21 protein-coding genes are annotated in these 21,279 nt (G+C 70.8%); 14 read left to right on the plus strand and 7 right to left on the minus strand.

All coding sequences use genetic code 11. From position 1 onward, the window contains the following. Window positions 1-41 precede the first annotated feature (41 nt). The 3 genes from K8556_RS13450 (at window position 42) to K8556_RS13460 (ending at window position 3,979) form a co-directional block, all read left to right on the plus strand. The gene (locus K8556_RS13450; RefSeq protein WP_223740454.1) at window positions 42-2,066 is read left to right on the plus strand and encodes an Ig-like domain-containing protein; all 2,025 of its coding nucleotides are present in this window, start codon (window positions 42-44) and stop codon (window positions 2,064-2,066) included. An 89-nt stretch (window positions 2,067-2,155) separates the two neighbouring features. After that, window positions 2,156-2,455, plus strand: a complete 300-nt coding sequence (locus K8556_RS13455; protein WP_223740455.1) for a hypothetical protein — start codon at window positions 2,156-2,158, stop codon at window positions 2,453-2,455. 84 nt (window positions 2,456-2,539) lie between these two features. Then, complete coding sequence (locus K8556_RS13460) at window positions 2,540-3,979, plus strand: cytochrome c peroxidase (protein ID WP_223740456.1); 1,440 nt, start codon at window positions 2,540-2,542, stop codon at window positions 3,977-3,979. Between the two features lie 10 nt (window positions 3,980-3,989). On the opposite strand, the gene K8556_RS13465 is transcribed toward K8556_RS13460, so the two are convergent. After that, on the minus strand, window positions 3,990-4,493 hold the full coding sequence (locus K8556_RS13465; RefSeq protein ID WP_223740457.1) for an SRPBCC family protein: 504 nt from the start codon (window positions 4,491-4,493) through the stop codon (window positions 3,990-3,992). Between the two features lie 440 nt (window positions 4,494-4,933). Between K8556_RS13465 and K8556_RS13470 the strand changes: the two genes are divergently transcribed. The 8 genes from K8556_RS13470 (at window position 4,934) to K8556_RS13505 (ending at window position 13,552) form a co-directional block, all read left to right on the plus strand. Further along, on the plus strand, window positions 4,934-5,566 hold the full coding sequence (locus tag K8556_RS13470) for an OsmC family protein (protein WP_223740458.1): 633 nt from the start codon (window positions 4,934-4,936) through the stop codon (window positions 5,564-5,566). Then, the gene (locus tag K8556_RS13475) at window positions 5,535-5,732 is read left to right on the plus strand and encodes a hypothetical protein (protein WP_223740459.1); all 198 of its coding nucleotides are present in this window, start codon (window positions 5,535-5,537) and stop codon (window positions 5,730-5,732) included. Before K8556_RS13470 ends, K8556_RS13475 begins: the two co-directional genes overlap by 32 nt. Before the next feature lie 197 nt (window positions 5,733-5,929). After that, window positions 5,930-8,065: an ATP-binding protein gene (locus K8556_RS13480; protein ID WP_223740460.1), complete on the plus strand. Its 2,136-nt coding sequence runs from the start codon at window positions 5,930-5,932 to the stop codon at window positions 8,063-8,065. Further along, window positions 8,062-9,405 carry a sigma-54 dependent transcriptional regulator gene (locus K8556_RS13485; RefSeq protein ID WP_223740461.1) on the plus strand — a complete coding sequence of 448 codons (1,344 nt, stop codon included), beginning with the start codon at window positions 8,062-8,064 and terminating at the stop codon, window positions 9,403-9,405. The genes K8556_RS13480 and K8556_RS13485 overlap by 4 nt, the downstream gene beginning before the upstream one ends. An 88-nt stretch (window positions 9,406-9,493) precedes the next feature. Then, on the plus strand, window positions 9,494-10,369 hold the full coding sequence (bla, locus tag K8556_RS13490) for a subclass B3 metallo-beta-lactamase (protein ID WP_255651630.1): 876 nt from the start codon (window positions 9,494-9,496) through the stop codon (window positions 10,367-10,369). Between the two features lie 62 nt (window positions 10,370-10,431). Further along, window positions 10,432-10,560, plus strand: coding sequence for a DUF6310 domain-containing protein (locus K8556_RS39750; RefSeq protein WP_223740462.1), 129 nt, complete (start codon window positions 10,432-10,434; stop codon window positions 10,558-10,560). A 112-nt stretch (window positions 10,561-10,672) separates the two neighbouring features. Further along, window positions 10,673-10,924 (plus strand): hypothetical protein, encoded by a 252-nt coding sequence (locus K8556_RS13500; protein ID WP_223740463.1) that lies wholly within the window; start codon window positions 10,673-10,675, stop codon window positions 10,922-10,924. A 189-nt stretch (window positions 10,925-11,113) separates the two neighbouring features. After that, on the plus strand, window positions 11,114-13,552 hold the full coding sequence (locus K8556_RS13505; protein WP_223740464.1) for an Ig-like domain-containing protein: 2,439 nt from the start codon (window positions 11,114-11,116) through the stop codon (window positions 13,550-13,552). A 36-nt stretch (window positions 13,553-13,588) separates the two neighbouring features. On the opposite strand, the gene K8556_RS13510 is transcribed toward K8556_RS13505, so the two are convergent. The 3 genes from K8556_RS13510 to K8556_RS13520 form a co-directional block, all read right to left on the minus strand. Further along, window positions 13,589-14,881, minus strand: a complete 1,293-nt coding sequence (locus K8556_RS13510) for a porin (protein WP_223740465.1) — start codon at window positions 14,879-14,881, stop codon at window positions 13,589-13,591. Between the two features lie 112 nt (window positions 14,882-14,993). Then, a complete protein-coding gene (locus K8556_RS13515; protein ID WP_223740466.1) occupies window positions 14,994-15,425 on the minus strand; it encodes a hypothetical protein in 432 nt (143 codons plus the stop codon). A gap of 155 nt (window positions 15,426-15,580) precedes the next feature. Beyond that, the gene (locus K8556_RS13520) at window positions 15,581-15,727 is read right to left on the minus strand and encodes a hypothetical protein (RefSeq protein ID WP_223740467.1); all 147 of its coding nucleotides are present in this window, start codon (window positions 15,725-15,727) and stop codon (window positions 15,581-15,583) included. Window positions 15,728-15,786: 59 nt separating this feature from the next. Here K8556_RS13520 and K8556_RS13525 point away from each other — a divergent pair, with 59 nt between their 5' ends. Then, a complete protein-coding gene (locus K8556_RS13525) occupies window positions 15,787-16,275 on the plus strand; it encodes a VOC family protein (protein ID WP_223740468.1) in 489 nt (162 codons plus the stop codon). A 40-nt stretch (window positions 16,276-16,315) separates the two neighbouring features. Next, window positions 16,316-17,683, plus strand: coding sequence for a hypothetical protein (locus K8556_RS13530; protein WP_223740469.1), 1,368 nt, complete (start codon window positions 16,316-16,318; stop codon window positions 17,681-17,683). Window positions 17,684-17,690: 7 nt separating this feature from the next. Here K8556_RS13530 and mtgA read toward each other — a convergent pair whose 3' ends face one another. Further along, window positions 17,691-18,578, minus strand: coding sequence for a monofunctional biosynthetic peptidoglycan transglycosylase (mtgA, locus tag K8556_RS13535; protein WP_223740470.1), 888 nt, complete (start codon window positions 18,576-18,578; stop codon window positions 17,691-17,693). Between the two features lie 188 nt (window positions 18,579-18,766). Next, complete coding sequence (locus K8556_RS13540; RefSeq protein WP_223740471.1) at window positions 18,767-19,039, minus strand: hypothetical protein; 273 nt, start codon at window positions 19,037-19,039, stop codon at window positions 18,767-18,769. Between K8556_RS13540 and K8556_RS13545 the strand changes: the two genes are divergently transcribed. After that, a complete protein-coding gene (locus K8556_RS13545; RefSeq protein WP_223740472.1) occupies window positions 19,026-20,336 on the plus strand; it encodes a hypothetical protein in 1,311 nt (436 codons plus the stop codon). The genes K8556_RS13540 and K8556_RS13545 overlap by 14 nt on opposite strands. Here the strand turns inward: K8556_RS13545 and K8556_RS13550 are convergent. Next, window positions 20,317-21,279, minus strand: coding sequence for an alpha/beta hydrolase (locus tag K8556_RS13550; protein ID WP_223740473.1), 963 nt, complete (start codon window positions 21,277-21,279; stop codon window positions 20,317-20,319). The two genes, K8556_RS13545 and K8556_RS13550, sit on opposite strands and share 20 nt — an antisense overlap.

A 21,279-nucleotide genomic window follows, 5' to 3' on the forward strand; every position in this document is an offset into this window, starting at 1 on the left:
GCCCCTCCTTTCGCAGCCCCGTCCTCTCTCCGGAACCTCCCATGACGACCTCTTCCCATCGCCTCCTCGTGGGGGCCCTGGCCGCGCTTTGCCTGAACGCCCGCGCGACCGCCGAGGCCTCCCCTGTCTCCACCGCCGTGTCCCCGCGCCAGTGGGCCGCGGCGCTCCCCGACGCGCCTCCCGCGCCCGTCATCCTGACCCCCACGCTGGGGCTGGTGCTGTCCACCGCGCTGCCGTTCTACAGCGGCACCGCGGAGGTGGGCGCGAAGGTGACGCTCAGCGTGGACGGGAAGGTCACCGCGACGGTGACGGCGGACGCGAACGGCCGCTGGAGCTACACGCCGTCCCTGCTGGAGCTCCTGTCCAACGGCGTGCACTCGCTGGTGGCGGTGAGCACCAACGTCGCGGGCCAGACGGGCCCCGCGGCGAGCGTGCAGTTCAGCGTCCTGGCCCTGGGGCCGGAGACAGTCATCCTCAGCGGCCCGGCGCAGTCCACCGCGCAGCAGCAGGCGCGCTTCGTGTTCGCGTCGTCGGCGCTGCTGGTGTCGTACCAGTGCGCGCTGGACAGCGACGTCTTCGTGGCGTGTGACACGCCTCGCGACTTCACCGGCCTGGCCGAGGGCCCGCACCAGTTCCAGGTGCGCTCCAAGGACCTGCTCGGGCTGCTGACGGACACCACGCCGGCCACGTATTCGTGGACGGTGGACCTGACGCCGCCGAAGACGACCTTCACGTCCACGCCTTCGGCGTACAGCAACGCGGTGGTGGCGGCGTTCGCCTTCGAGTCCTCGGAGACGCCGTCCACGTTCACCTGCTCGCTGGACAGCGGCCCGGTGCTGCCTTGCGCTTCGCCGTACCTGACGGTGGCGTTGGGGGACGGACCGCACACGCTGGCGGTCCGCGCCCGGGACGCCTCGGGCAACCAGGAGACGGAGGCCACGACCTTCACCTGGACGGTGGACACGGTGGCGCCGGCGACTCCGGTGGTGACGTCGCTGACGCCCGGGGCGACGGTGGCCGTCACGCCTTCGGAGGTGAGCGGCCGGGGTGAGCCCGGGTCGGTGGTGCACCTGACGGTCGACGCCGTGACGGTGGGCACGGCGGAGGTGGATGTGTCGGGCCAGTGGACGGTCGCGCTGCCGGGCACGCTGGTGGACGGGGTGCACCTGCTGACGGCGTCGGCCACGGATGAGGCGGGCAACGCCAGCCTGCCGGTGACGGTGTCCTTCACGCTGGACAGCACGGGGGCGGACACGCGCATCGTGTCGGGCCCGCCGCTGTTCAGCGCCAGCAGCAGCGCCACGTTCGGCTTCACGTCGGAGAACGCGGGCGCCACGTTCCGGTGCCAGATGGACTCGCTGCTGTCGAGCGCGTGCACCAGCCCGTCGGTGTACCAGGGCCTGGAGGATGGGGTGCACGTGTTCTCCGTGCAGGCCATCGCGCCCAACGGTCTGCCGGACCTGACGCCGGCCGTGCACACCTGGACGGTGGACACGGTGGCGCCGGTGGTCACGCTGGTGACGTCGCCGCCGCCGGTGCTGGCCGGGACGGTGGCCTCGTTCGGCTTCGCCGCGTCCGAGGCGCTGGCCACGTTCCAGTGCAGCGTGGACGGCGTGGAGTTCCAGGCCTGCCTGGCGAACGTCATGCTGGAGGACCTGCTGCCCGGGACGCACACGCTCCAGGTCCGCGCGGTGGACGCGGCCGGCAACATCGGCGTCGCGGTGAGCTACACGTGGGAGATGACCCCGGCCGATGGCGGCACGGGCGGTGGCACCGGCACGGATGGCGGCACCGGCACGGGGACTGACGGCGGCACCACGGATGGTGGCACGGGCACCGGCACGGACGCGGGCACCGGCGGCACCACGGACCCGGGCACCACGGATCCGGACCCTGGCACCGGCAATGGCCAGACTCCGGACGACTCCGGAGTGCTTGGCGGCACGCCCGACGACGAGTTGCTCGGCGGCGGCCTGGGCTGCGGCGCCACGTCCCCCGCTCCGGACATGTGGGCCGGCGCGCTGCTCGCGGGCCTGATGGCGCGCGCCCGCCGCCGCAAGTCCTGAGCTTCTTCCCTTTCGTCAATCAACCCGCACGGGGCGGTCCGTTGAGCCGCCCGGTGCCTGCCTTCCCCCCTCCTTCGCGTTCGAGCCGCATGCCCTTCATTTCTGATCGACGTCTCCAAGCGCATCTCGTTGACGCGTTCGTCGCCACCCTGCTCGTCCCGGTGTTCGTGGGCCTCTTGTGGCTCGCGTTCCGGGTGACCGACTACATCCCATCCGATAGCACCCACGCCCAGCTCATGTTGATCCGCGGTGTCGTGCGCACCCCCTTCGTCTTCTGCCTGACGTGCGTCTTCTTCCGCGCGTTCAATGCCTGGGAGGACGTCCTCAAGCACCTGGTCCGCGAGTTCCAGCCGCAGGCATTCGAGGAGCGGCCTGTCCGGAAGGACTGACGTCTGCCCCCGCGCGCCTTCGCGGTGACACGTAGCGGGGCGCGCGGTGTTCCCCTCCCATCGCAGCAACCGGGAGGGGAACACATGGCAGGGCATCGACTCATCGCGAGCACCCTGGGCGCCTTCGCGCTCGCCGGGCTCGCGGGCTGCACAGACACCGCGGCCTCCGTGGACGCCACCGCCGAGCCCGCGACGTCCCAGGCGGAGCTGGCGTCCGTGGCCCAGGCGGCCGCCGGCAGGAAGCACTTCCAGGAGGCCCTGCCCGGCACCAACGGGCGCTCCTGCGCGACGTGCCACGTGCTCGCGGACGACACCACCCTCACGCCCGAGCACGTGGAGGAACTCTGGGCCCGGAACCCCGCGGATCCGCTGTTCAACCGCATCGACGCGGATGACCCCACGGCCCCCGTGCCCACCTACGAGCACCTGAAGAAGGGCCTGGTGCGCGTGGTGCTCCCGCTCCCCGCGAACATGGACGTCATCGACGTGCAGGGGAACGTCATCATCGCCCCGGACCGCAAGGTGTCCGTCTGGCGCGCCGTGCCCAGCATCGCCGACACCGGCTTCTCCGGCCCCTTCCAGTTCGACGGCCGCGAAACCGACCTCGTCACCCAGGCCCAGAGCGCCGTCACCAGCCACAGCGAGGGCGGCACGGTGGCGCCGGCCGTGCTCCAGCGCATCGCCGCGTTCGAGCGCGGCGTGTTCAGCTCCCCGCGCGCCCGCTTCGTGTCGGAGCTGCTGGAGCGCGGCTGGCCGCTGAGCGCCATCCCGGATCCGGACGCCCTGCTCGTGCTCGACGCCTCCGAGCGGCGGGGCCGCGACGTCTACAACCTGGCCTGCGAGGCCTGCCACGGCGACCGCACGCGCAACCGCATCGTGAACCGCGCCACGCACGACGCCCTCTTCTACGCGCTCAAGCCCGACGGCAACATCCAGTACACCGTCACGCCCGGCCGCCCGCCCGAACCCGTGCGCGTCCCCCGCCCCCACAGCGAGTTCCTCAACGCCGGCTACGCCTACATGACCTATCTGGGCCAGCGCGGCGTCGTGCCCCAGTACAACGCGTCCGTCGACTTCCCCCAGTACCGCTTCCGCTTCTACACGGACGGCACGCGCCAGCACGCCGTCACGGACCTGCCCCCCATCCCGGTCACCGCGAGCGGCGATCCGGATGACATCAACCCCGCGCTGGATGAGAACGGCGCGCCCATCGTGGGCCCCGCGCTCGCGGCGCAGTGGTACTCCACCGACCCCGGACGCGCGCTGATCAGCGGCGACCCCGCGGAGTTCGAGGCCTTCGACGTGCCGTCCCTGCGAGGCATTGCCCGCACCGCGCCGTACTTCCACGACAACAGCCACGCCACGCTCGCGGAGACGGTGGACACCTACAGCCGCTTCATCCTCCCGGGCATCCCTTCCGTGGGCGCGCCGCCGGTGCACCCGCCCGAGTTCCCGGGCGGGCCGCCGGAGTCGCTCGGCCCCGCGCAGAAGCGGGACCTGCTGCGCTTCCTCCAGCGGCTGTGAGCGCCGCCCCTCAGCGCCGCCACTCCAGCTCCGGCGCCGGCACCCGGGGCGGAGGCGGCAGGAAGGTGTGCGCCAGCCCCCGCAGGCCCCGCGCGAAGAACTCCTCGCGGATCCACTGGGCCAGCGCCGCCGCCTCGCCCTCGTGCCCGGGGGCCAGCCTGAAGGTCGCGTGCCACTCCACGAAGGTCTGCCCGGTCGCCGTCACCGGCGTCACCCGAAGCTTCGCCACGAAGTCGCGCACGGGCAGCGGGCCCTCCACCATCTCGTACGCATAGCTGCGCGCGTTCGGGTCGTACGCCAGGCGCGCCTCCAGGTACACCTCGCCATCGCGCGTGGTGAGCCTGCGCAGGGGGCCGGAGTCGGGACGCGTCACCCGCTCGCTGGAGACGACGCCCGGGTGCCAGCGGGGAAGGCTGTCAAAGCCTCCCACGCGGTCCCAGACCACGTCCGCGGGTGCCTGGATGAGCTGACTCGCATACGCCTCGGCCATCAGTGCCTCACGTCGATCTTGCATGGACATGCTCAAGAAGGGGCTTCACCCCGGGGGCGGCCATGCGACTGGAGGGAGCCCCACCGTCCACCGGCGGGCCTCCGGGCGCAGCGCGTGCCCCCATGAGTGGAGCGCGCTCCCCTCAGGCCGTGCGGCCCTGGAAGCCCTCGTAAAGCCATACAGTCAACGGGCCCGCTGCCCCACCGCATCGCATCGCATTCATGCCGCCCCCCATGTCAGGCATTGAGGCGCGTGATGTGGAGCAAGAGCAGCGGAGCCGGAATCGTCCGAAAGGGCTGTTGTAAGCGCTCCGCATCCCGGGTCAGTCTGCGTGTGGCCCCGCGATCACCGGCCCACCTGGGGAGACTCGCCCTCCAGGGCATGGGCTGGCGGGATGTGAAGCATTGTCCCGGCATGGCTGTTGAAGGCGCATGGCGCATGCCCCCTTGCCGAGGAGATGCCCGATGACCTCCGCTTCCATCACCGAGTACGAAACGCGCCTCTATTGGCAGGGAGACCGGGGCGCGGTGCTGACGAGCGACCGTGCGCCCCCCGTTCCGATTGGCCGCCCGCTGTGCGGCCAGGACGGCGGGCCCGAGGACGGGCGGTGGGACCCGGAGGCGCTGCTCGTGGGCGCGGTGGAGGGGCGCACGCTGCACGCGTTCCTGGACGGGGCGCGGGAGGCAGGCGTGGGCGTGCTCTTCTACCAGAGCTCCGCCACGGCCCGGCTGGTGAGCGGGAGCCCTGAAGAGGCCGCCCACTTCACGGACCTCATCGTCCGGCCGCACGTCGCCGTGGCCAGCCTCAGGGAGGCGGAGGACGCGCGCGAGGTCTTCGCCCGGCTGCCGGCGCGGTGCTTCCCCAGCTCCATGCTCCAGCTCACCCCGCGCATCGAGCCGGTGGTGGAGGTCTGGGCCCACTCCCGTCGCGAGGACGCCACCGCACCTGTCGAAAACCACGCAGCCGCCTCCGGCGAAGCGGACGCGGTGGTTCCCTGGGAGAGCGGCGTGCGCAGTGTGGGAGGACATGCCGACGAATCCACAGACGAACCCGCCCACGAAGCCGGTGAAGGAGCCGGAACCGAAGCCCACGCCTGAGATCGAGCCGCCCCGGCCGCCCACGCCGGAGAAGGATCCGCCGCCCGGCGAGCCCCGGCGCCGGGAACCGCCTCCGCCCCAGCAGGACCCGGAGGTGGAGCCGGGCATCCAGGACCCACCGGCGCACGACCCCGACCATCCGGGGCCGCCGAAGATCATCGCGTGAGCGCCTGGAAGCGGCCGTGCCGCGCGGCATCAGGGGTTCCCACGATACGACCCCACCCGGAGTTCGAGCGCGTTCACCGGGAGCAGGGCCGTGACGGGTCTCCCTGGACCTTCGTCCAATGACTGCGTTGGACGCCTTCGCGCGGCAATGCAAGTCGATGCGAGGAACCATAAAGTGAGCCGCGCTCGTCGCGCGCCATGCTCACGCCCTCCCCGCCCCATCACCGCCTCCGGATCCTGGCCGTCGCCGCCGCGTGCGCGGTGATCATGGGCCTGGCCGGGGCCTGGAGCGGGAGCCAGTCCCCGGGTGTCCGCATCACCGTGCTGGCGGTGAGCGCGTTCGCGCTTGCGGCGGTGGGCGCGGCGGTCGCGCTCCGCGAGCTGGCCCGGAGCGAGCGCGAGTGCGCACGGCTGCTTCAGCAGGCGGATGACGCGCGGGCGCTGCGCGACGCGGTGATGGACATCACGCCGGTGGGCTTCGCGTTCTACGACCGCGACCTGCGCTACGTGCACGTCAACGCCGCGCTCGCCGCGATGAACGGCCTGCCGGTGAAGGCGCACCTGGGCCGCCACGTCGCGGAGGTGCTGCCGGCGCTGGGCACCGCGCTCGCGCCCCGGCTCGCCCGCGCGCTGGAGTCGGACGCGCCCCTGCAGGACCTCAGCCTCCAGGTGGAGACGCCCGCCGCGCCCGGCGAGACGCGCTTCTGGTTCGGGAGCTACTCGCGCGTGCGCGGCTCGGGCGGCGCGGTGCTGGGCGTCATCGCGTCCCTGTCGGAGGTCACCGAGCGGATGCGCGCGGAGGCCTCCCTCCAGGAGCACGAGGGGCGCCTGGACGTGCTCACGCGGTCCCTGCCGGACTACCTGTGGGGTGGGAAGCTGCGGGACGGCGTGCTGCGTGACTTCTACTGCACGCCCGTCGTGGAGCGCACCACCGGCTATCCGGCCAGCGCCTTCACCACCGGCGGCGGCCCGGAGGGGACACCCTCGCCGCTGTGGGCGGAGATGATCCACCCGGAGGACCGGACGCGCTACCGCGAGTGCATCGAGTCGCTGGCCCTGGCCCCTAGCACCGAGGTGGAGATCGAACACCGCATCATCTGCGCGGACGGGCGCGTGCGCTGGGTGCGCAGCCGCGCCGCGGCCTCCGGCCTGGACGACCGGGGCGGCGTGCACCTGGGCTGCGTCGTCACGGACGTCACCGACCGGCGGCTCGCGGACGACCTCCGCCAGCGGTTGAATGACAGCTTCCGCCGCTCCGCGACGGAGTGGCGCCGCACCTTCGACGCGGTGTCCTCGCCGCTGCTGGTGCTGAGCGCGGAGGGCATCATCCACCGGCTCAACGACGCGGCCCGCGTGCTCTTCCGGGAGGCGGACCCCTCCGGCCAGCCGCTCTCCGTGACCGCCGGGGCGCCGCCCTGGTCCAGCGCGGGACCGCTGGTGGAGGAGCTGCACGCGACGCACGGCAGCACCAGCCGGCAGGTGCACGATCCGGAGTCCCACCGCACCTGGGAGTTGTCGGCCGCGTGGGTGGACGAGAAGGCGAGCGAGGACGCTCGCATCATCCTGGTGGCCACGGAGGTCACCCGGCTGCTGGAGCTGCAGGCGCATGTGCGCCGCAGTGAGACGATGGCCGCCATGGGCGCCATCGTCGCGGGCGTGGCCCACGAGGTGCGCAACCCCCTCTTCTCCATCTCCGCGGTCGTGGACGCGGTGGAGGCCACCTACGGCGCCCAGCCGGAGTTGAAGCCGTACCTGGACGTGTTGCGCGGCGAGGTGCGCCGGCTCACGCACCTGACCCAGGAGCTGTTCGAGTACGGCCGCCCCACGCGGGGCGAATGGACGGACGGCGCGGTGGGCGCGGTGGTCGCCGACGCCCTGTCCGCCTGCATGCTCACCAGCGACAAGGCGGCCGTGAAGCTCGCGCGCGAGGTGGCGGAGGCGCTCCCTCCGGTGCGCATGGACGCGCGCCGCCTGTTCCATGTCTTCCGCAACGTGGTGGAGAATGCCGTGCAGCACTCTCCCCAAGGCACTACCGTTCACGTGACCGCGGAGGCCGTGGAGGAGGCGGGGCGCCCGTGGGTACGCTGCACCGTCCATGACGGCGGGCCCGGCTTCAGGAGCGAGGACCTGCCCCACGTCTTCGAGCCCTTCTTCAGCAAGCGTCGAGGAGGGACCGGGCTGGGGCTGTCCATCGTCCAGCGCATCCTGGAGGAACATCAGGGGCGCATCCGCTTGTCCAATCACCCCCAGGGAGGCGCGGAGGTGACCATCCTGCTGCCGGCCCTTTCCCCCGCCGGCGACACCGGCACAACTCCGCAGTCACAGGTGTCATGACTCGCACCCGCATCCTGCTCGTGGACGACGAGCCCGGCGTCCGTCTGGGTATGAAGGGCTACCTCACCCAGCACGGCTTCGACGTGGACGAAGCCACCAGCGTGGCCGAGGCCCAGGAGGGCTTCCGCACGCACCGGCCCGACGTGGCCGTCATCGATTACCGCCTGCCGGATGGCACGGCGCTGGAGTTGTTACCCCGGCTCAAGGAGCTGGACGCGGCGGTGCCCCTGGTGGTGCTGACCGGGCACGGCTCCATTGAGCTGGCGGTGCAGGCCGTGAAGGAAGGCGCCGAGCAGTTCCTCACCAAGCCGCTGGAGCTGGCGGTGCTGAAGGTGGTGCTGGAGCGGCTCGTGGCCCAGCGGCGCGAGCGGCAGCGGCTGTTGGCGGACCGCTCTCGCGCGGTGCGCACGCAGGTGGATCCGTTCCTGGGGAACAGCCCCGCCATCCGCGCGCTGCGAGACCAGGCGGAGCGCGTGCGCGACAGCGACAGCCCGGTGCTCGTCACGGGCGAGACGGGCAGCGGCAAGAGCGTGCTCGCGCGCTGGCTGCATGAAGGGGGACCGCGCAAGGAGGCCCCCTTCGTGGACCTGAACTGCGCGGCGCTGTCCAAGGACCTGCTGGACTCGGAGCTGTTCGGCCACGAGAAGGGCGCCTTCACCAGCGCGGTGGCCGCGAAGCAGGGCCTGCTGGAGGTGGCGGACCGGGGCACGCTGTTCCTGGACGAGATTGGCGACATGGACGTGGCCGTCCAGCCCAAGCTGCTCAAGGTGCTGGAGGAGAAGCGCTTCCGGCGCCTGGGGGACGTGAAGGACCGGCGCGTGGACGTGAGGCTCGTGGCCGCCACGCACCAGGACCTGCAGGTGGCCGCGCGGGAGAAGCGCTTCCGCAGCGACCTGTACTTCCGCATCAGCACGCTCATCCTCCACGTGCCGCCCCTGCGCGAGCGCGCGGAGGACGTGCCGGTGCTCGCAAGCCACTTCCTGGCGGAGATGGGCGCGCACCGGGGCCGCGGACAGGTGGAGCTGGAGCCCGACGCGGAGCGGGCCCTCATGGCCTACGGCTGGCCGGGCAACATCCGCGAGCTGCGCAACGTGCTGGAGCGCGCGGTGCTCCTGTCCGGCACGTCGCGGCTGTCCCGCAGCGCCCTGCGCTTCGAGTCGCTCCTGCCCGCGGAGGAGCCGCTGGGCGAGGACCTCACGCTGGAGGAGCTGGAGCACCGCCACATCGAGCGCGTGCTGGCGCGCGAGGGCGGCCACGTGGAGCGCGCGGCGACGAAGCTGGGCATCTCCCGCAGCTCGCTCTACGCGAAGCTCAAGGGCTGGCAGCACAAGGGGGGCTGACCGCGGTGCGCGAGGGCCTCCGGCCGGAGGGGGCTCGGGACTTCTGGCATGCTCGGGGTTTCCTCCCCTTTTCGCATCCCCAGCCGCCATGCGTCTCCGAACCCTCACCCGCGCCCTCGCCGCCTTCCTGCTGCACTCCACCGCCACCGCCGCCGAGCCAACGACGCTGCCGCAGTTGGAGGCCTATACCGTCAAGGCGTCCTGGTTGCGGCCCATGCAGCCGCTGCGCATCGCCGACCACACCTGGCAGATTGGCACCGAGGGGCTGAGCGCCCTGCTGGTGGAGACCCCGGACGGCATCGTGCTGCTGGATGGGGGCATGCCGCAGATGGCCGAGCACCTGCTGGCCAACGTGAAGCGTCGCGGCTTCGCGCCGCATGACGTGCGCCTGCTATTGAGCAGTCACGCGCACGCGGACCACGCCGGCCCCTTCGCCGCGCTGAAGCGCCGCACGGGCGCGCGGATCGTGGCCAGCGCCGAGTCGGCGGTCCTGCTGGCGCGCGGAGGCAGCGACGACCTGCACTTCGGCGATGACATCGTCTTCCCGCCGGCCGTGGTGGATCGCGTAGTGATGGACGGCGAGGTCGTCACGCTGGGCGGCGTCGGGTTCACCGCGCATTTCGTGCCGGGGCACACCCCGGGCAGCATCGCCTGGACGTGGACCGACACGCGGGATGGCAAGCCGGTCCGCCTGGCCTACGCGGACAGCCTCTCCGCCCCCGGGTATCAACTGCTGGCCAACCCGCGTTACCCGCGCATCGTCGAGGACTACCGGCGCAGCTTCGCCACCGTGCGCGCCCTGCCCTGCGATGTGCTGCTGACCCCACATCCGGACTCCAGCGGCTGGGACTACGCGGCCGGAGACGCGGCTGGCGCCAAGGCGATGGGCTGCAAGGCCTACGCGGACGCCGCCGAGCGCGGCCTCAATACGCAGTTGGCCGAGGAGCGCCGCAAGGCACGTTGAGACACGCGCGGGCGGTCCCTGCCCGGCGCTCCAGCGATGCCGCGAGGAGATAACCATTCCCCGTGTCACACCGGAGAGGGAACGACGAGCACAACAGGTGTGCTGACGCAATCAAGCACACCCGCCTTCCCGGCTGGGAGGCGCCAGTGGAAGGCCGGGCGTGGCGCGCCCGGTCACGAACATCCCCTTGAAAATCTTTACAGCCAGACGCACCGCCCGACAGCAACACCATCATCAGACACCCCGGATCCCAAAGACATACGAATTGATGTATGATTGCGCGGCAACCCAAACGGAGGATGCATGCGCACATTCCTGATTGGCGGTCTGATGGCGATGGCGGTGGGCTGTGGAGGTCCCCTGGAGCAGGAGGAAGCGTCGAACCTGGCCACGCAGGAGGCGCCGCTCCCGGACTGCTCCAACAGCGCGACCAGCGTCAGGACCTACTACGACGCCACCGGTACGACGGTCATCGGCGAGCGCGGGTGCGACTGCGGGTTCTGGATCAACTGGGGGCAGATTTCGAGCGTCTACGACATCCGCACCTCCTGCTAGGCCATCCCTCGTCAGGAGCCGCTGACGGTTCCCGGACTGTTGTTGCCTGTCAGGCAACTGTGGCCTCTCAGGCAACGACAGTCATCGGCGCAGCTTGAATGTTTTTAGAAACTTCTCCTGGAGCCAGGCCGATAAGATGGGTTGTTGCCCGCACCCCGCGGCTCGACATCCCGAGGCCTGGAAATGCCTGTGTTTCATGGAGCCCGCCGGCTCGCGCTCTGCCTGCTCACGTTCGTTCTCGCCTGTGGTTCCACCGAGCCGGATCCGACGCCTGGAGAGGGCGCCGACAACGACAAGGTCGCCGCGCTCACCCTCACGCCGAACGGAGCGACGCTCCTGGTGGGCGAAACACTGACCCTGACCGCCCAGGCGCTCGACGACAGCGGCCACGCGCTCAGGGACGTCCAGGTGACCTGGTCCTCCTACCTGCCCGAGTACGCCACGGTGACCCAGGGCCGGGTGACGGGCGTGGCCCCCGGCGGCACGGTCATCACCGCCAAGGTGGGCTCGGTGAGCACGACCCTGACCGTGATCGTGATGCCGGACGACCCGTCCCGCCCGTCGAGCGACGAGGTCCTGACGTCCGCGCATGAAGCGGGCCTCATCAACGACGAGGAGCTGCTGGCCTACCGGGTCTACGCCGCGTTCGGCGATCCCCGGCTGCCCCTCCAGTACAAGGCCCGGGTCGAGCCGGGCTTCGACGCCACCCCGCTCGAGGAGCTTCACGCGCGCTTCGATGCGCTCTCCGCGCCGATGCAGGAGGCGCTCGGGATGTACATGCTGCGCCCGGATGACCCTGGGAGCTGGCTCAACGCGCCCCTGCCCGACACCCGGCTGCGCAGCATGGCGCGGCCCACCTGCCGCCCCAGCTCCGAACACTGGGACTCCCCTTCGAAGTCCTTCTCGAAGGTGAAGGTCTGGTACAAGTACGCCGTTCCGGGGCAGCGCGAGCAGGCCGTCCTCCTCGACGAGGCGATGGAAAAGGAGATCTGGCCGAAGCTGATGGCGCTGGGGCTCAAGGAGCCGCTCCCCGATGGGGCCTACGCCTGCAACGGAGGAAGCCCCCAGCTCGACATCTACCTGACGCCCAACATGGGCGGCCGGGGCTTGACCCTCCCGGAGGGCTTGGACAACACGCAGGCCGCCACCTACATCCTGCTGTGGGACGGGCTCACCGGTGACGATCTCAAGGGCGCGGCGGCGCACGAGCTGATGCACGCCATCCAGTGGTCCTACAAAACGAAGGGCTCGCAGGCCAGCTACGGATGGATCCGCGACGCGACCGCGAACTGGGCCATCGACCATGTGTATGGACAGAAGCCGCAGCTCGAGCACGACTACGCCGGCTGCTTCATGAACAGCCCGGACCTGCCCCTGGAGGACCGCTCTCCGGGCCACTGCACCTCCGCGGGAGCGGGCAGCGGGGCTGGGCGCGACTACGGCGCCTACCTGTTCTTCCAATACATCGCGAAGAAGCACGGCCCGAACTTCGTGGTGGCGGCGCTGGAGAAGCTGACCACGGAGACCTCCAGCCTCACCGCGGTGGACTCCGCGGTTCCCGGCAAGCTGGAGAAGGTCTGGCCGGAGTTCGCGAAGGTGCTCTGGAACCAGGCGCCCATCGACGCCAAGGCGGAGTCCTTCACGAAGTGGGACCAGCTCACGGAGAAGGTGAAGTCCCACGCGCTCAACGGCGACCTGGGCGGCGCGCCCGAGCACAAGGAAGAGCTCCACGACGAGCTGAAGAACCTGTCCAACCACTACGAGCACTTCACGTTCAGCGACCCGAACACGCGCTCCATGCTCTTCCACAACGGGTGGTTCAAGAACGTCACCGAGTCGAATGAGCCGGTGAAGGTGCTCGCGCTCTGGAACGACGCGAGCGGGGCGTGGCACGAGGAGGACTTGAGCAACTACGAGTACGTGGGCTTCTGCCGCGACCTGAAGGCGCAGCGGGTCCAGGACCTGATCATCATCACCAGCAACGCGAAGTTCCAGCCCGGCGGCGGCGGGAGCCTGAAGGCGGCGAAGAAGCCCTACCTCAAGCGCAGCAACCTGGGCTGCTGGAAGTACAAGGGCACCACGAACGCGGTCCTGAAGGGGAGCGGCTGGTCGGGCCCGGGGAAGATCATCGACGCGAACCTGGAGTTCCAGGCGCTGGGTGACTTCTCGAGCGCGGACTATGATCACCCGAGCTTCCCGCACACGAAGCGGCTGGGGGCCTTCCTGATCATGCTGGCCTCGGGCGACTTCACGCTCGACATCGACTACACGTCCGGCAAGTGCCGGTACACGCACGGGCCCACGAAGTACTCGCTGGTCGCCTCGGGCGGGGTGATGTTGATGAACCCCTTCAACGAGTTGACGTCACCGGACCCCGACATCCAGTCGTGGCTGTCGCACGCCTCGCGCACGTACACGGCGGCGATCGGGGATGGACGCGTGGTGGATGTCGCCGTGAGCGGCGGCACGGACTGCCGGGGTCCGGTGAAGGATGCCCCCGGGAACATCCTCCTCACGGATGACGGTCTGCTACTGCCGCTGGCGAAGCCCAATGGCGAGCTGTCCACGACGTTCACCTACGCGGACACCACCTTCACCTGGACGCTGCAACCGCAACAAGAGCCCTGAGGCGTGGGGGCTCCCGAGGGAGCCCCCGCCCGTGGCTCAGAACGCGACCTGGAACCGGGACAGCACGACGTTCTCTGCTTCCCGGTCCCCGTCCAGCGCCCCGCCCACGTAGTCCGTGCGGTGGTAGTTCAGCGCGACGCGCACGCGCCGGTTGAGGGCGAAGAGCGTGGCGACGCCGAAGCCCCGGGCCTGGCTCACGGAGCGGGTGGGGTCCGCGAAGACGGGGAACGCGTCGTCGTCCATGTCCAGGCCCTGGTAGCGCACGGAGATCTCCAGGGCGCCGCCCTTGCCCGTCTTGGGGTCGAAGGGGCGGTGGGGCTTGGGGCCCGTGAAGGACGCGTCCCCGCCCAGCACATACGACGCATACGCCTGCCACGCGTGGTGGCGCAGGCGCGCGCGCTGGTCCCCCAGCCGCACCTCCTGGGACGACAGGACGTACTCCGCGAGCAGCCCCACCGGGCCCCAGTAGAAGTAGCCCTGGGGCGACAGACGCACGTGCTCTCCGTCCGCGACGACGGTGGGGCCCGCGGTGCCGTTGTTCAGGAAGCTGAAGATGATCTCCTGGCCGGTGCTGCGCTGCGGCACCAGGCCGGTGTTGGCGACGGTGGCGGAGGGCGTGCCGAACTGGAGGCCCCGGGAGACGGCGACGCCCAGGCCCAGGCCCTCGAGCGCGGAGCCCGTGTCGCCCTTGAAGGGCTGGGCGAAGACGCGGGCCACCAGGTCGAAGCTGTCGTCGGTGTTGACGTCGATGCTGGCGCCGTCGGGATCGCCGTTGACCACCGCGAACGCGTAGGCGAGCCGCCCTCCGGCGATGTCGCCGTGCAGTTGCAGGCCCGCGTCGCGGATGGGGACCAGGTCGAAGGTGAGCGAGCGCTCGATGAAGGGGACGTCCGTGTTGGCCTGGAGCAGCTCCAGCCCGAAGGGCGTCTTGAAGCGGCCGGCGCGCAGCTTGAGCCACTCGACGGGGCGCAGATCGATGTACGCGTCCTGGATGAGCGGCTGGTTGACGCCGAAGTCCGGCATGAGGCGGAAGTCCACGAAGCCGAACAGCGTCCCGTCCAGGAAGGGGCGCAGGCGCCGGATGAGGAACGTGTTGGTGCCGGTCCGGTCCGAGTCCGCCAGGTAGAAGCGGCCGTCCGCCTGGAGCTGTCCGCGGATCTTCAGCACGAAGGCCTTGTCGGCGGTGGAGAAGACGTAGCCCTCCTCGGAGAGCTGGACGCTGGGGGGCTCCTGGGGCTTTTCGGGCTCGGTCGCCTGGGCGCGGGCCGGGGGCGCGGTGAGCAGCAGCATCCCCAGGGTGGCGAGGTGGGCGGCGGAGAAGGCGGACACGCGGGACCTTTCAGGCGGGGGGCGCCAGGGTTGGAGGGTGCGTCGGGCGAGCACCCTCCCCGCGTGTCAGTGACCCTGTCAAGCGCGCCAGCGCTTCCAGGGCCGGGACAGACTACTTCTTGCCCTTGCCCTTGCCGCCCTTGTGGTGGTCGCCATCGTGCCCGCGGCCGTGCCCGTGGTCATGGCCCCGCTCATGGTGCGACGCGGGCACCACGTTCCCCTTCTTCGGGTGCTTCCACCGCTTGTAGCGGCCCGGAGGCAGCTTGACGACGGTGACGGGGACCCGCCGCTCCTCCACGACCACCCAGCCACCGCGGTAGTCGCGCGCCCGGTACCACCGCCCATCGCGGCGCACCCAGTACGCATCGTCCACGACGTAGAGGTCCTCGTCGTAGTCCTCCACCACCTGCACGCCCGGCTGCACGACGACGAGCGGCGGCGGAGTCGAGAAGACGATGTCGGGCAGCTTCACGTCGATGTCCACACGCACCTGCCCGAAGGCCATCGAAGGAAGCAGGACGAGCGCAGCCAGGAGTCGGTTCATCCGGCGAGCCTAGAGGCCCGCCTGCTCACCCGACAACCCCTCCCTGTGCCGCGCCCCGCACTGTGTGTCATTGCGCTCGTGGACGCGCGGAACGTCTCTTCCAGCCAATGTGTATCAGAGCAGCCCAGGTTCACAGGCCACGCGCCCAAACCGGTTCAGCCCTTCCCCTTCGAGCGGCTGACGGTGAACAGGACGATGTTGTGATCCGAGCCGCCGATGAGCAGGCCCTCGTCAAGGTTCTTCTCAATCTTCCGCTTCGCGAAGCCGAGCAGCTTCTCGGAGAGCGACTTGAAGGTGCTCACGCGGTTCTTAGGCCCGTCGATCTGCCCGCTGAGAGAAAATGTCTCCTAGACTCCCGGGCATGACGACCCCCGTGAACAAGACCGTCCTCTGTCTCTGGTACGAACACAGCGCTGAAGAGGCGGCGGCGTTCTACGCCCGCACGTTCCCTGGCAGCTCCGTCGGCGCCAAGCACCACGCACCGGGCGACTTCCCGGACGGCAAGGAGGGGGATGTCCTCACGGTGGACTTCACCGTGTTGGGCTTCCCCTGCATCGGCCTCAACGGCGGGCCCACCTTCAAGCACAGCGAAGCCTTCTCGTTCCAGGTCAGCACGAAGGACCAGGAAGAGACGGACCGTTACTGGAATGCCATCGTCGGCAACGGCGGGCAGGAGAGCCAGTGCGGGTGGTGCAAGGACAAGTGGGGGATCTCGTGGCAGATCACCCCCGCCGCCCTGTCGGAGGGCATGAGTGATCCGGATCCGGCCGCGCGCAAGCGGGTGTTCGCCGCGATGATGGAGATGAAGAAGATCGACATCGCGGCGATCAACGCGGCCCGCAGGGGTTGAGGCTTGGGGTTCTTCCGGCGGATTCGATAGAAATCCGTTCGTGTCGACCCCCTCCTCCTCATCTCGCGGTGGCTTCGCGGCCTCCCCGCTCGCGCTCGGGCTGATGTGCCTGGCCCTGTTCGGCATCTACATCACGAGCGACGCGCGGTTGCAGACGGACTCGCTGTGGTCCATCCCCTCGGCGGCCAGCATCCTCCACGAGGGGAACACCGACCTGGACGAGTTCCGGCGCTCGTTCTTCCCGGGGACGGCCTATGCGCGCAACGAGGCCGGCGGCCACACGTACTACGTGTATCCGCCGGGCGTGATGGTCTCCGCGCTCCCGTTCCTGGCCGCGGCGGAAGGGCTGATCTCCCTGCTGGAGCCGGTGCTGCCCCGCCTGGGGACGTTCGGCGCCGAGGCGCTCGCGTGGCGGGCGCTGTTCCGGCAGACCGGCGGGGTGGACCTGAGCGCCTTCGCCCGCACGGAGCAGCTCATCGCCTCGTTCTACGTCGTCGCCGCGGCGGCGGTGCTGCTCGTCACCCTGCGCAGGCGGGTGTCTCCGGGAGCGGCGCTCGTCACCGTGCTGCTCTTCGGGCTGGGCACCACGGCGTTCTCCACCGCGAGCCGGGTGCTCTGGCAGCACGGCCCCGGGCTCCTCACCATCGCCTGCGTCATGCTGCTGCTGGCCCGGCCCGCGCAGACCGGGCGCACCGCGTTGCTCCTGGGCTTCTGGGTCGCGGCCGCCTACGCCTGTCGGCCCACGCACTCGCTGACCGTCCTGGTGGTCACCGGGTTCATGGCCCTGCGCTTCCGCCGCCAGTTGCCCGCCTACTTCGCGGGTGCGGCGCTGGTGGCGATTCCCTTCTGCGCGTACCACCTGGCGGTCTACGGCTCGGTATTCTCGCCCTACTACCGGCACTCGTTGGATCCGCTCGCCGGCCGGTTCTTCATGGCCCTGGCCGCCAACCTCGTCAGCCCCTCGCGAGGCCTCTTCACCTTCTCACCGTTCCTGGTGCTGGGCGTTGTCGGCTTCGTCCAGCGGTGGCGCCAGCGGAGCCTGGAGCCCTACGAGGTCGCCTTCGCCCTCATCGTGGTCCTGCACTGGGCGGCCATCTCGTCCTTCTTCATCTGGTGGGCCGGGCACTCCATTGGCCCGCGCTTCTTCACCGACGTGCTGCCGTACCTCGCGTACTTCCTCGCCTTCCCCGTGCAGACGATCCTGGAGGCCCCCTCACGGCACCGCGTCCTCGCGGGCGCGCTCGTCGTGACGGCCGTGTTCAGCGTGTTCGTCCACTGGCGGGCCTCCATCTCCTACGACGTCCACAACTGGAACTCCTATCCGGCGAACGTGGACGCGGATCCCTCGCGCGTCTGGGATTGGAAGGACGCGCAGTTCCTTCGCGCCCTCCCCGCCCGCTACCGGTGAAGGGGCTTCAGCTCGCCTCGGCCACCCATCCGGACGTGGGCGGCGCAGCGAAGAAGCGTGAGAGCTCGGCCTGGGCCTCGCGGGCCTGCGCCGCGCTGATGCGCCCCTCGCGCTCCAGCCTGCCGATGATGACGCCCGCGCGGGTGCGCAGGGTCTCGGGCCGCTGCGCCGGCAGCCAGCGGCGCGGGGCGGGCAGCATGGCCGCGAGCATCGCGCCCTGCGCCACGCTGAGCGCCCGGGCCGAGACGCCGAAGTGCTCCCGCGCCGCCGCCTCGATGCCGTAGACGCCCTCTCCCCACTCCACGACGTTCAGGTACAGCGCGAGGATGCGCTGCTTGGGCAGGTGGGTTTCCAACTGGCGCGCGAGCAGGAACTCCTTCCCCTTCCGCAGCAGGCTGCGGTCCGTGGAGAGGTAGAGGTTCTTCGCCAGTTGCTGCGTGACGGTGGAGGCGCCGCGCCCCAGGCGCGCCTCGCGCACCGACTGCTCGAAGGCGTTCTCCACCTCGGTCCAGTCCACGCCCTCGTGCTTGTAGAAGCGCGCGTCCTCGGAGATCAGCACCGCGTCCACGGCGTGCGGGGCCACCGCGCCCAGCGACACCCAGGACTGGCGCACGCGAGGCTTCGTGCCCGCCTCCAGCGCCTCCTCGGCTCGCTGCTCCATCAGCGCGGTGGTGCGCGGGTTCTGCGTCCGCAGGGCGCCCACGTCGGGCAGCCGCGCGGCCTCCACGCCAAACCAGAGGGCGAGCATCAGCCACCCGCAGAGCGCCCAGCGACGCCAGGCCGGGCCGGAGGACTTCCCCGGCTTCCCCGCGGCACGCCGGGCACCGGAGGAGGGCTGCTTCGTCTTCTGCGTCCGGACGTTGGAGGCGCGCACAGAGGGCGGACGGGATGTCATGGCTGCACCTACATCTGCCTCCATCAGCCCCTGCTGTCCAGAAGATGGCCGGGACGGGCCCCGGCGGCGCCCCATTGGCCGGACGCGGATTTAACCCGGCTTAATTCGTCCGCTGCGGCGCTACGCGCGACAACCCCTCTGTCTGACTCAGAGGGGGAAGTGCACATGCAGTGGCCGATCCGGAGCTTTCAGCCGTTCATCAACACCGTGAAGCCGTCCAGCAGCGGAGCCGCGAGCGCACCGCGGCAGGCCCCCGCCGGTCCGCCGCCGTCACCAGGCGGCACGTCGTCCTGGGGAGGCGCGCCCACCGACAGCTTCAGCGCGAGCACGCCGGGGGCGTCGAAGCGCAACCCGCTGAACGTGCCGGACTCCGCGCCCTCCCCCGCCGTCACGCCGTTGCTGACGAAGCCGACCGCTTCCAGGGACTTCTCCGCCAGTGGCTCGGGGATGCTGGGCTCCAACGGCATCTCCGGGAGCGCGAGCCTCGAGGCGGGGGTGAAGCTGGACGCGGGCCTCGTCTCGATGAAGGTCGCCGGGTACACCGAGCTGGGGGCGGGCTTCAGCCGGGACGCGTCGATGACGACCTTCAGCGTGGACGCCGAGGTCGGCGTGAAGGGAGAGCTCCAGGCGGAAACGACGCAGGTCACCGTCACCGGCTCCGCCCAGGCGGGCGTGCGTGGCAGCTACCAGGTGACGCTGCCGACGGCGGCCGCGGCGGGCATCACCTCGCCCGAGCAGGCCGCCCAGCAGCTCAACCCGTCCCTGCCCCAGAACCTGCCGGTGGGCGCGACGGTGACGCTCACCGGAGAGACCTTCGTGGGCACGGGCCTGGAGGTGGCGTTCAAGAACATCGCCGGCATCTTCGGCGCCATCGGGGGGATGAGCACCGAGAAGGCCAGCGGCATGTCGCTCGCCGTCACCCGGCTGGACGACAAGACCGTCCGGGTCACCGTCGGTCCCACGGAGGCGGTGTCGCGCACGCTCGAGGGGAAGCTGGGGGTGTTCGGCATCGCGTTCGGCGCGACGGACACGCGGCGCGTGGAGGGGCGGTTGAGCTCGCGGCAGGTGGACTTCGACATCTCCACGTCGGCGGGACAGGCGGCCTACGACCGCTTCCTCGCCACGGGCGAGCTGCCGAAGAACGACCCGGCCCACGGCACATCCAACGCGGCGACGGTGCAGATCGCCTCCGACACGCTCACGCGCGAGGTCACCCTCGGCATCGACCTGGGCGCGGCCGTGCTCGACAGCAACGTCTACGTCGCCACGACCTACGACGCCGGTGGCCCGACGGAGTTCCAGTACACGGGCACCAAGGGGCCCGTCACCTTCTCGGTCAGCGGTGACTGGAAGGCCCCCGAGGACCCGTCCACGTACACCTATGCGGCCACGCTGCCGGACCTGGCCTCCGGGACCGCGAACGGGCTCCAGGACGTCTACCCGAACACGACGGGGAGCGGCTCCACGGCGTCCGTGTCCTTCACCCACGCGGAGGCGCAGCAGGTCCAGCAGCTCGCACGGGACTGGCTGACGGCCATCGAGCAGGGCCGCCCCGGCTACGCGGGCAACACGCCGGAGTCCTGGGTGATGGATGTCGCCAACGCCGCGACCCCTGAAGAGGCCCTGGCCCTGCTGCTGACGCCGGAGACCAACAACGTCACCGACGTGGTGGCGAACCGCGTGGTCGCGCTCAGCGTCTTCCAGCTCGACAACGGCGGAGGACAGATGCCCGGGTCGCTCACCCTCTCGGAGGGCTGACCTCGCGAACGCCCAGCCCAGGCGGCGGCGTCCCTCGCGCGGACGCCGCCGACGCCAGCAGCTCGGGGCCGGGCCAGGCATTGCTCGGCCTTCCCTCCGCCAGGAAGTCCACCGCGGGCGACAGCACCTCCGGGGCATAGAGGATGCGGAAGTGCCCCAGCCCTTCCGTGCGCGTGAGCTGCGCGCCCGGCCACGCGCGCGCCACCGCTTCGCCAGCTTCCAGCGGCACCTCGCGGTCCCCCACGTCGTGGAAGATGCGCAGCGGCACGTCCAGCCCTGGCGCGAAGGCAGGCAGCGCCAGGTCCGCCAGCCGCATGTCGAAGCGCGCCTCGATTCGCGCCGCCATCCGCCGCCACAGGGCCTCCGGCAGGCCCACCGTGTCCGCGAAGGCCCGGATGCCCGCCAGCGGATCCGCGGGCGGCGAGAGGAAGACCGCGCGCTCCACCTTCATCCCGTCCCGCAGCGCCACCGCCGTGGCCGCCGCGCCGAACGAGTGCGCCACCACCGCGTAGGGCCCGCCCGTCGCCTCTCCCACCGCCGCCACCATCCCCGCCAGCTCCGGCAGCGAGCTGGTGCGCCCGGAGGACGCCCCGTGCCCCGGCGCGTCGTACGTCACCACCGAGAACCCCGCGTCCACCAGGGGCTGCACGAAGGCCGTGAGCTGCCCGCCGTAGCCGCTCCACCCGTGCACGAGCAGCACCCGGGGCCCCTCGCCCCAGCTCCACACCGCCACCTCCTCGCCCTCCACCTTCAACACCCGGGGCTGGCCCCGCGCCAGCACCGCCTCCGCCGTGCGCGAGCGCCGCGGCCGCTGGGGTGTCAGGAACAGCCGCTCCGCCCACGCCGTGGCCAGCCCGGGCGACACCGCCCCCAGGCTCCGCGCCGCCGCCCGCACACCCCACAGCGCCATCTTCGTCCGAACGTTCGTGCTATTTTCAGCCAT

Origin of the sequence: Corallococcus sp. AS-1-12 (assembly GCF_020036995.1) — a bacterium.
In the GTDB taxonomy this organism is placed as follows: Bacteria; Myxococcota; Myxococcia; order Myxococcales; family Myxococcaceae; genus Corallococcus.

Coding starts and splice junctions, on each gene's coding strand:
- K8556_RS13450 (WP_223740454.1), top strand. CDS start 42: ATGACGACCTCTTCCCATCGCCTCCTCGTGGGGGCCCTGGCCGCGCTT.
- K8556_RS13455 (WP_223740455.1), top strand. CDS start 2,156: ATGCCCTTCATTTCTGATCGACGTCTCCAAGCGCATCTCGTTGACGCG.
- K8556_RS13460 (WP_223740456.1), top strand. CDS start 2,540: ATGGCAGGGCATCGACTCATCGCGAGCACCCTGGGCGCCTTCGCGCTC.
- K8556_RS13465 (WP_223740457.1), bottom strand. CDS start 4,493: ATGCAAGATCGACGTGAGGCACTGATGGCCGAGGCGTATGCGAGTCAG.
- K8556_RS13470 (WP_223740458.1), top strand. CDS start 4,934: ATGACCTCCGCTTCCATCACCGAGTACGAAACGCGCCTCTATTGGCAG.
- K8556_RS13480 (WP_223740460.1), top strand. CDS start 5,930: ATGCTCACGCCCTCCCCGCCCCATCACCGCCTCCGGATCCTGGCCGTC.
- K8556_RS13485 (WP_223740461.1), top strand. CDS start 8,062: ATGACTCGCACCCGCATCCTGCTCGTGGACGACGAGCCCGGCGTCCGT.
- bla (WP_255651630.1), top strand. CDS start 9,494: ATGCGTCTCCGAACCCTCACCCGCGCCCTCGCCGCCTTCCTGCTGCAC.
- K8556_RS13500 (WP_223740463.1), top strand. CDS start 10,673: ATGCGCACATTCCTGATTGGCGGTCTGATGGCGATGGCGGTGGGCTGT.
- K8556_RS13515 (WP_223740466.1), bottom strand. CDS start 15,425: ATGAACCGACTCCTGGCTGCGCTCGTCCTGCTTCCTTCGATGGCCTTC.
- K8556_RS13525 (WP_223740468.1), top strand. CDS start 15,787: ATGACGACCCCCGTGAACAAGACCGTCCTCTGTCTCTGGTACGAACAC.
- mtgA (WP_223740470.1), bottom strand. CDS start 18,578: ATGACATCCCGTCCGCCCTCTGTGCGCGCCTCCAACGTCCGGACGCAG.
- K8556_RS13545 (WP_223740472.1), top strand. CDS start 19,026: ATGCTGGGCTCCAACGGCATCTCCGGGAGCGCGAGCCTCGAGGCGGGG.
- K8556_RS13550 (WP_223740473.1), bottom strand. CDS start 21,279: ATGGCTGAAAATAGCACGAACGTTCGGACGAAGATGGCGCTGTGGGGT.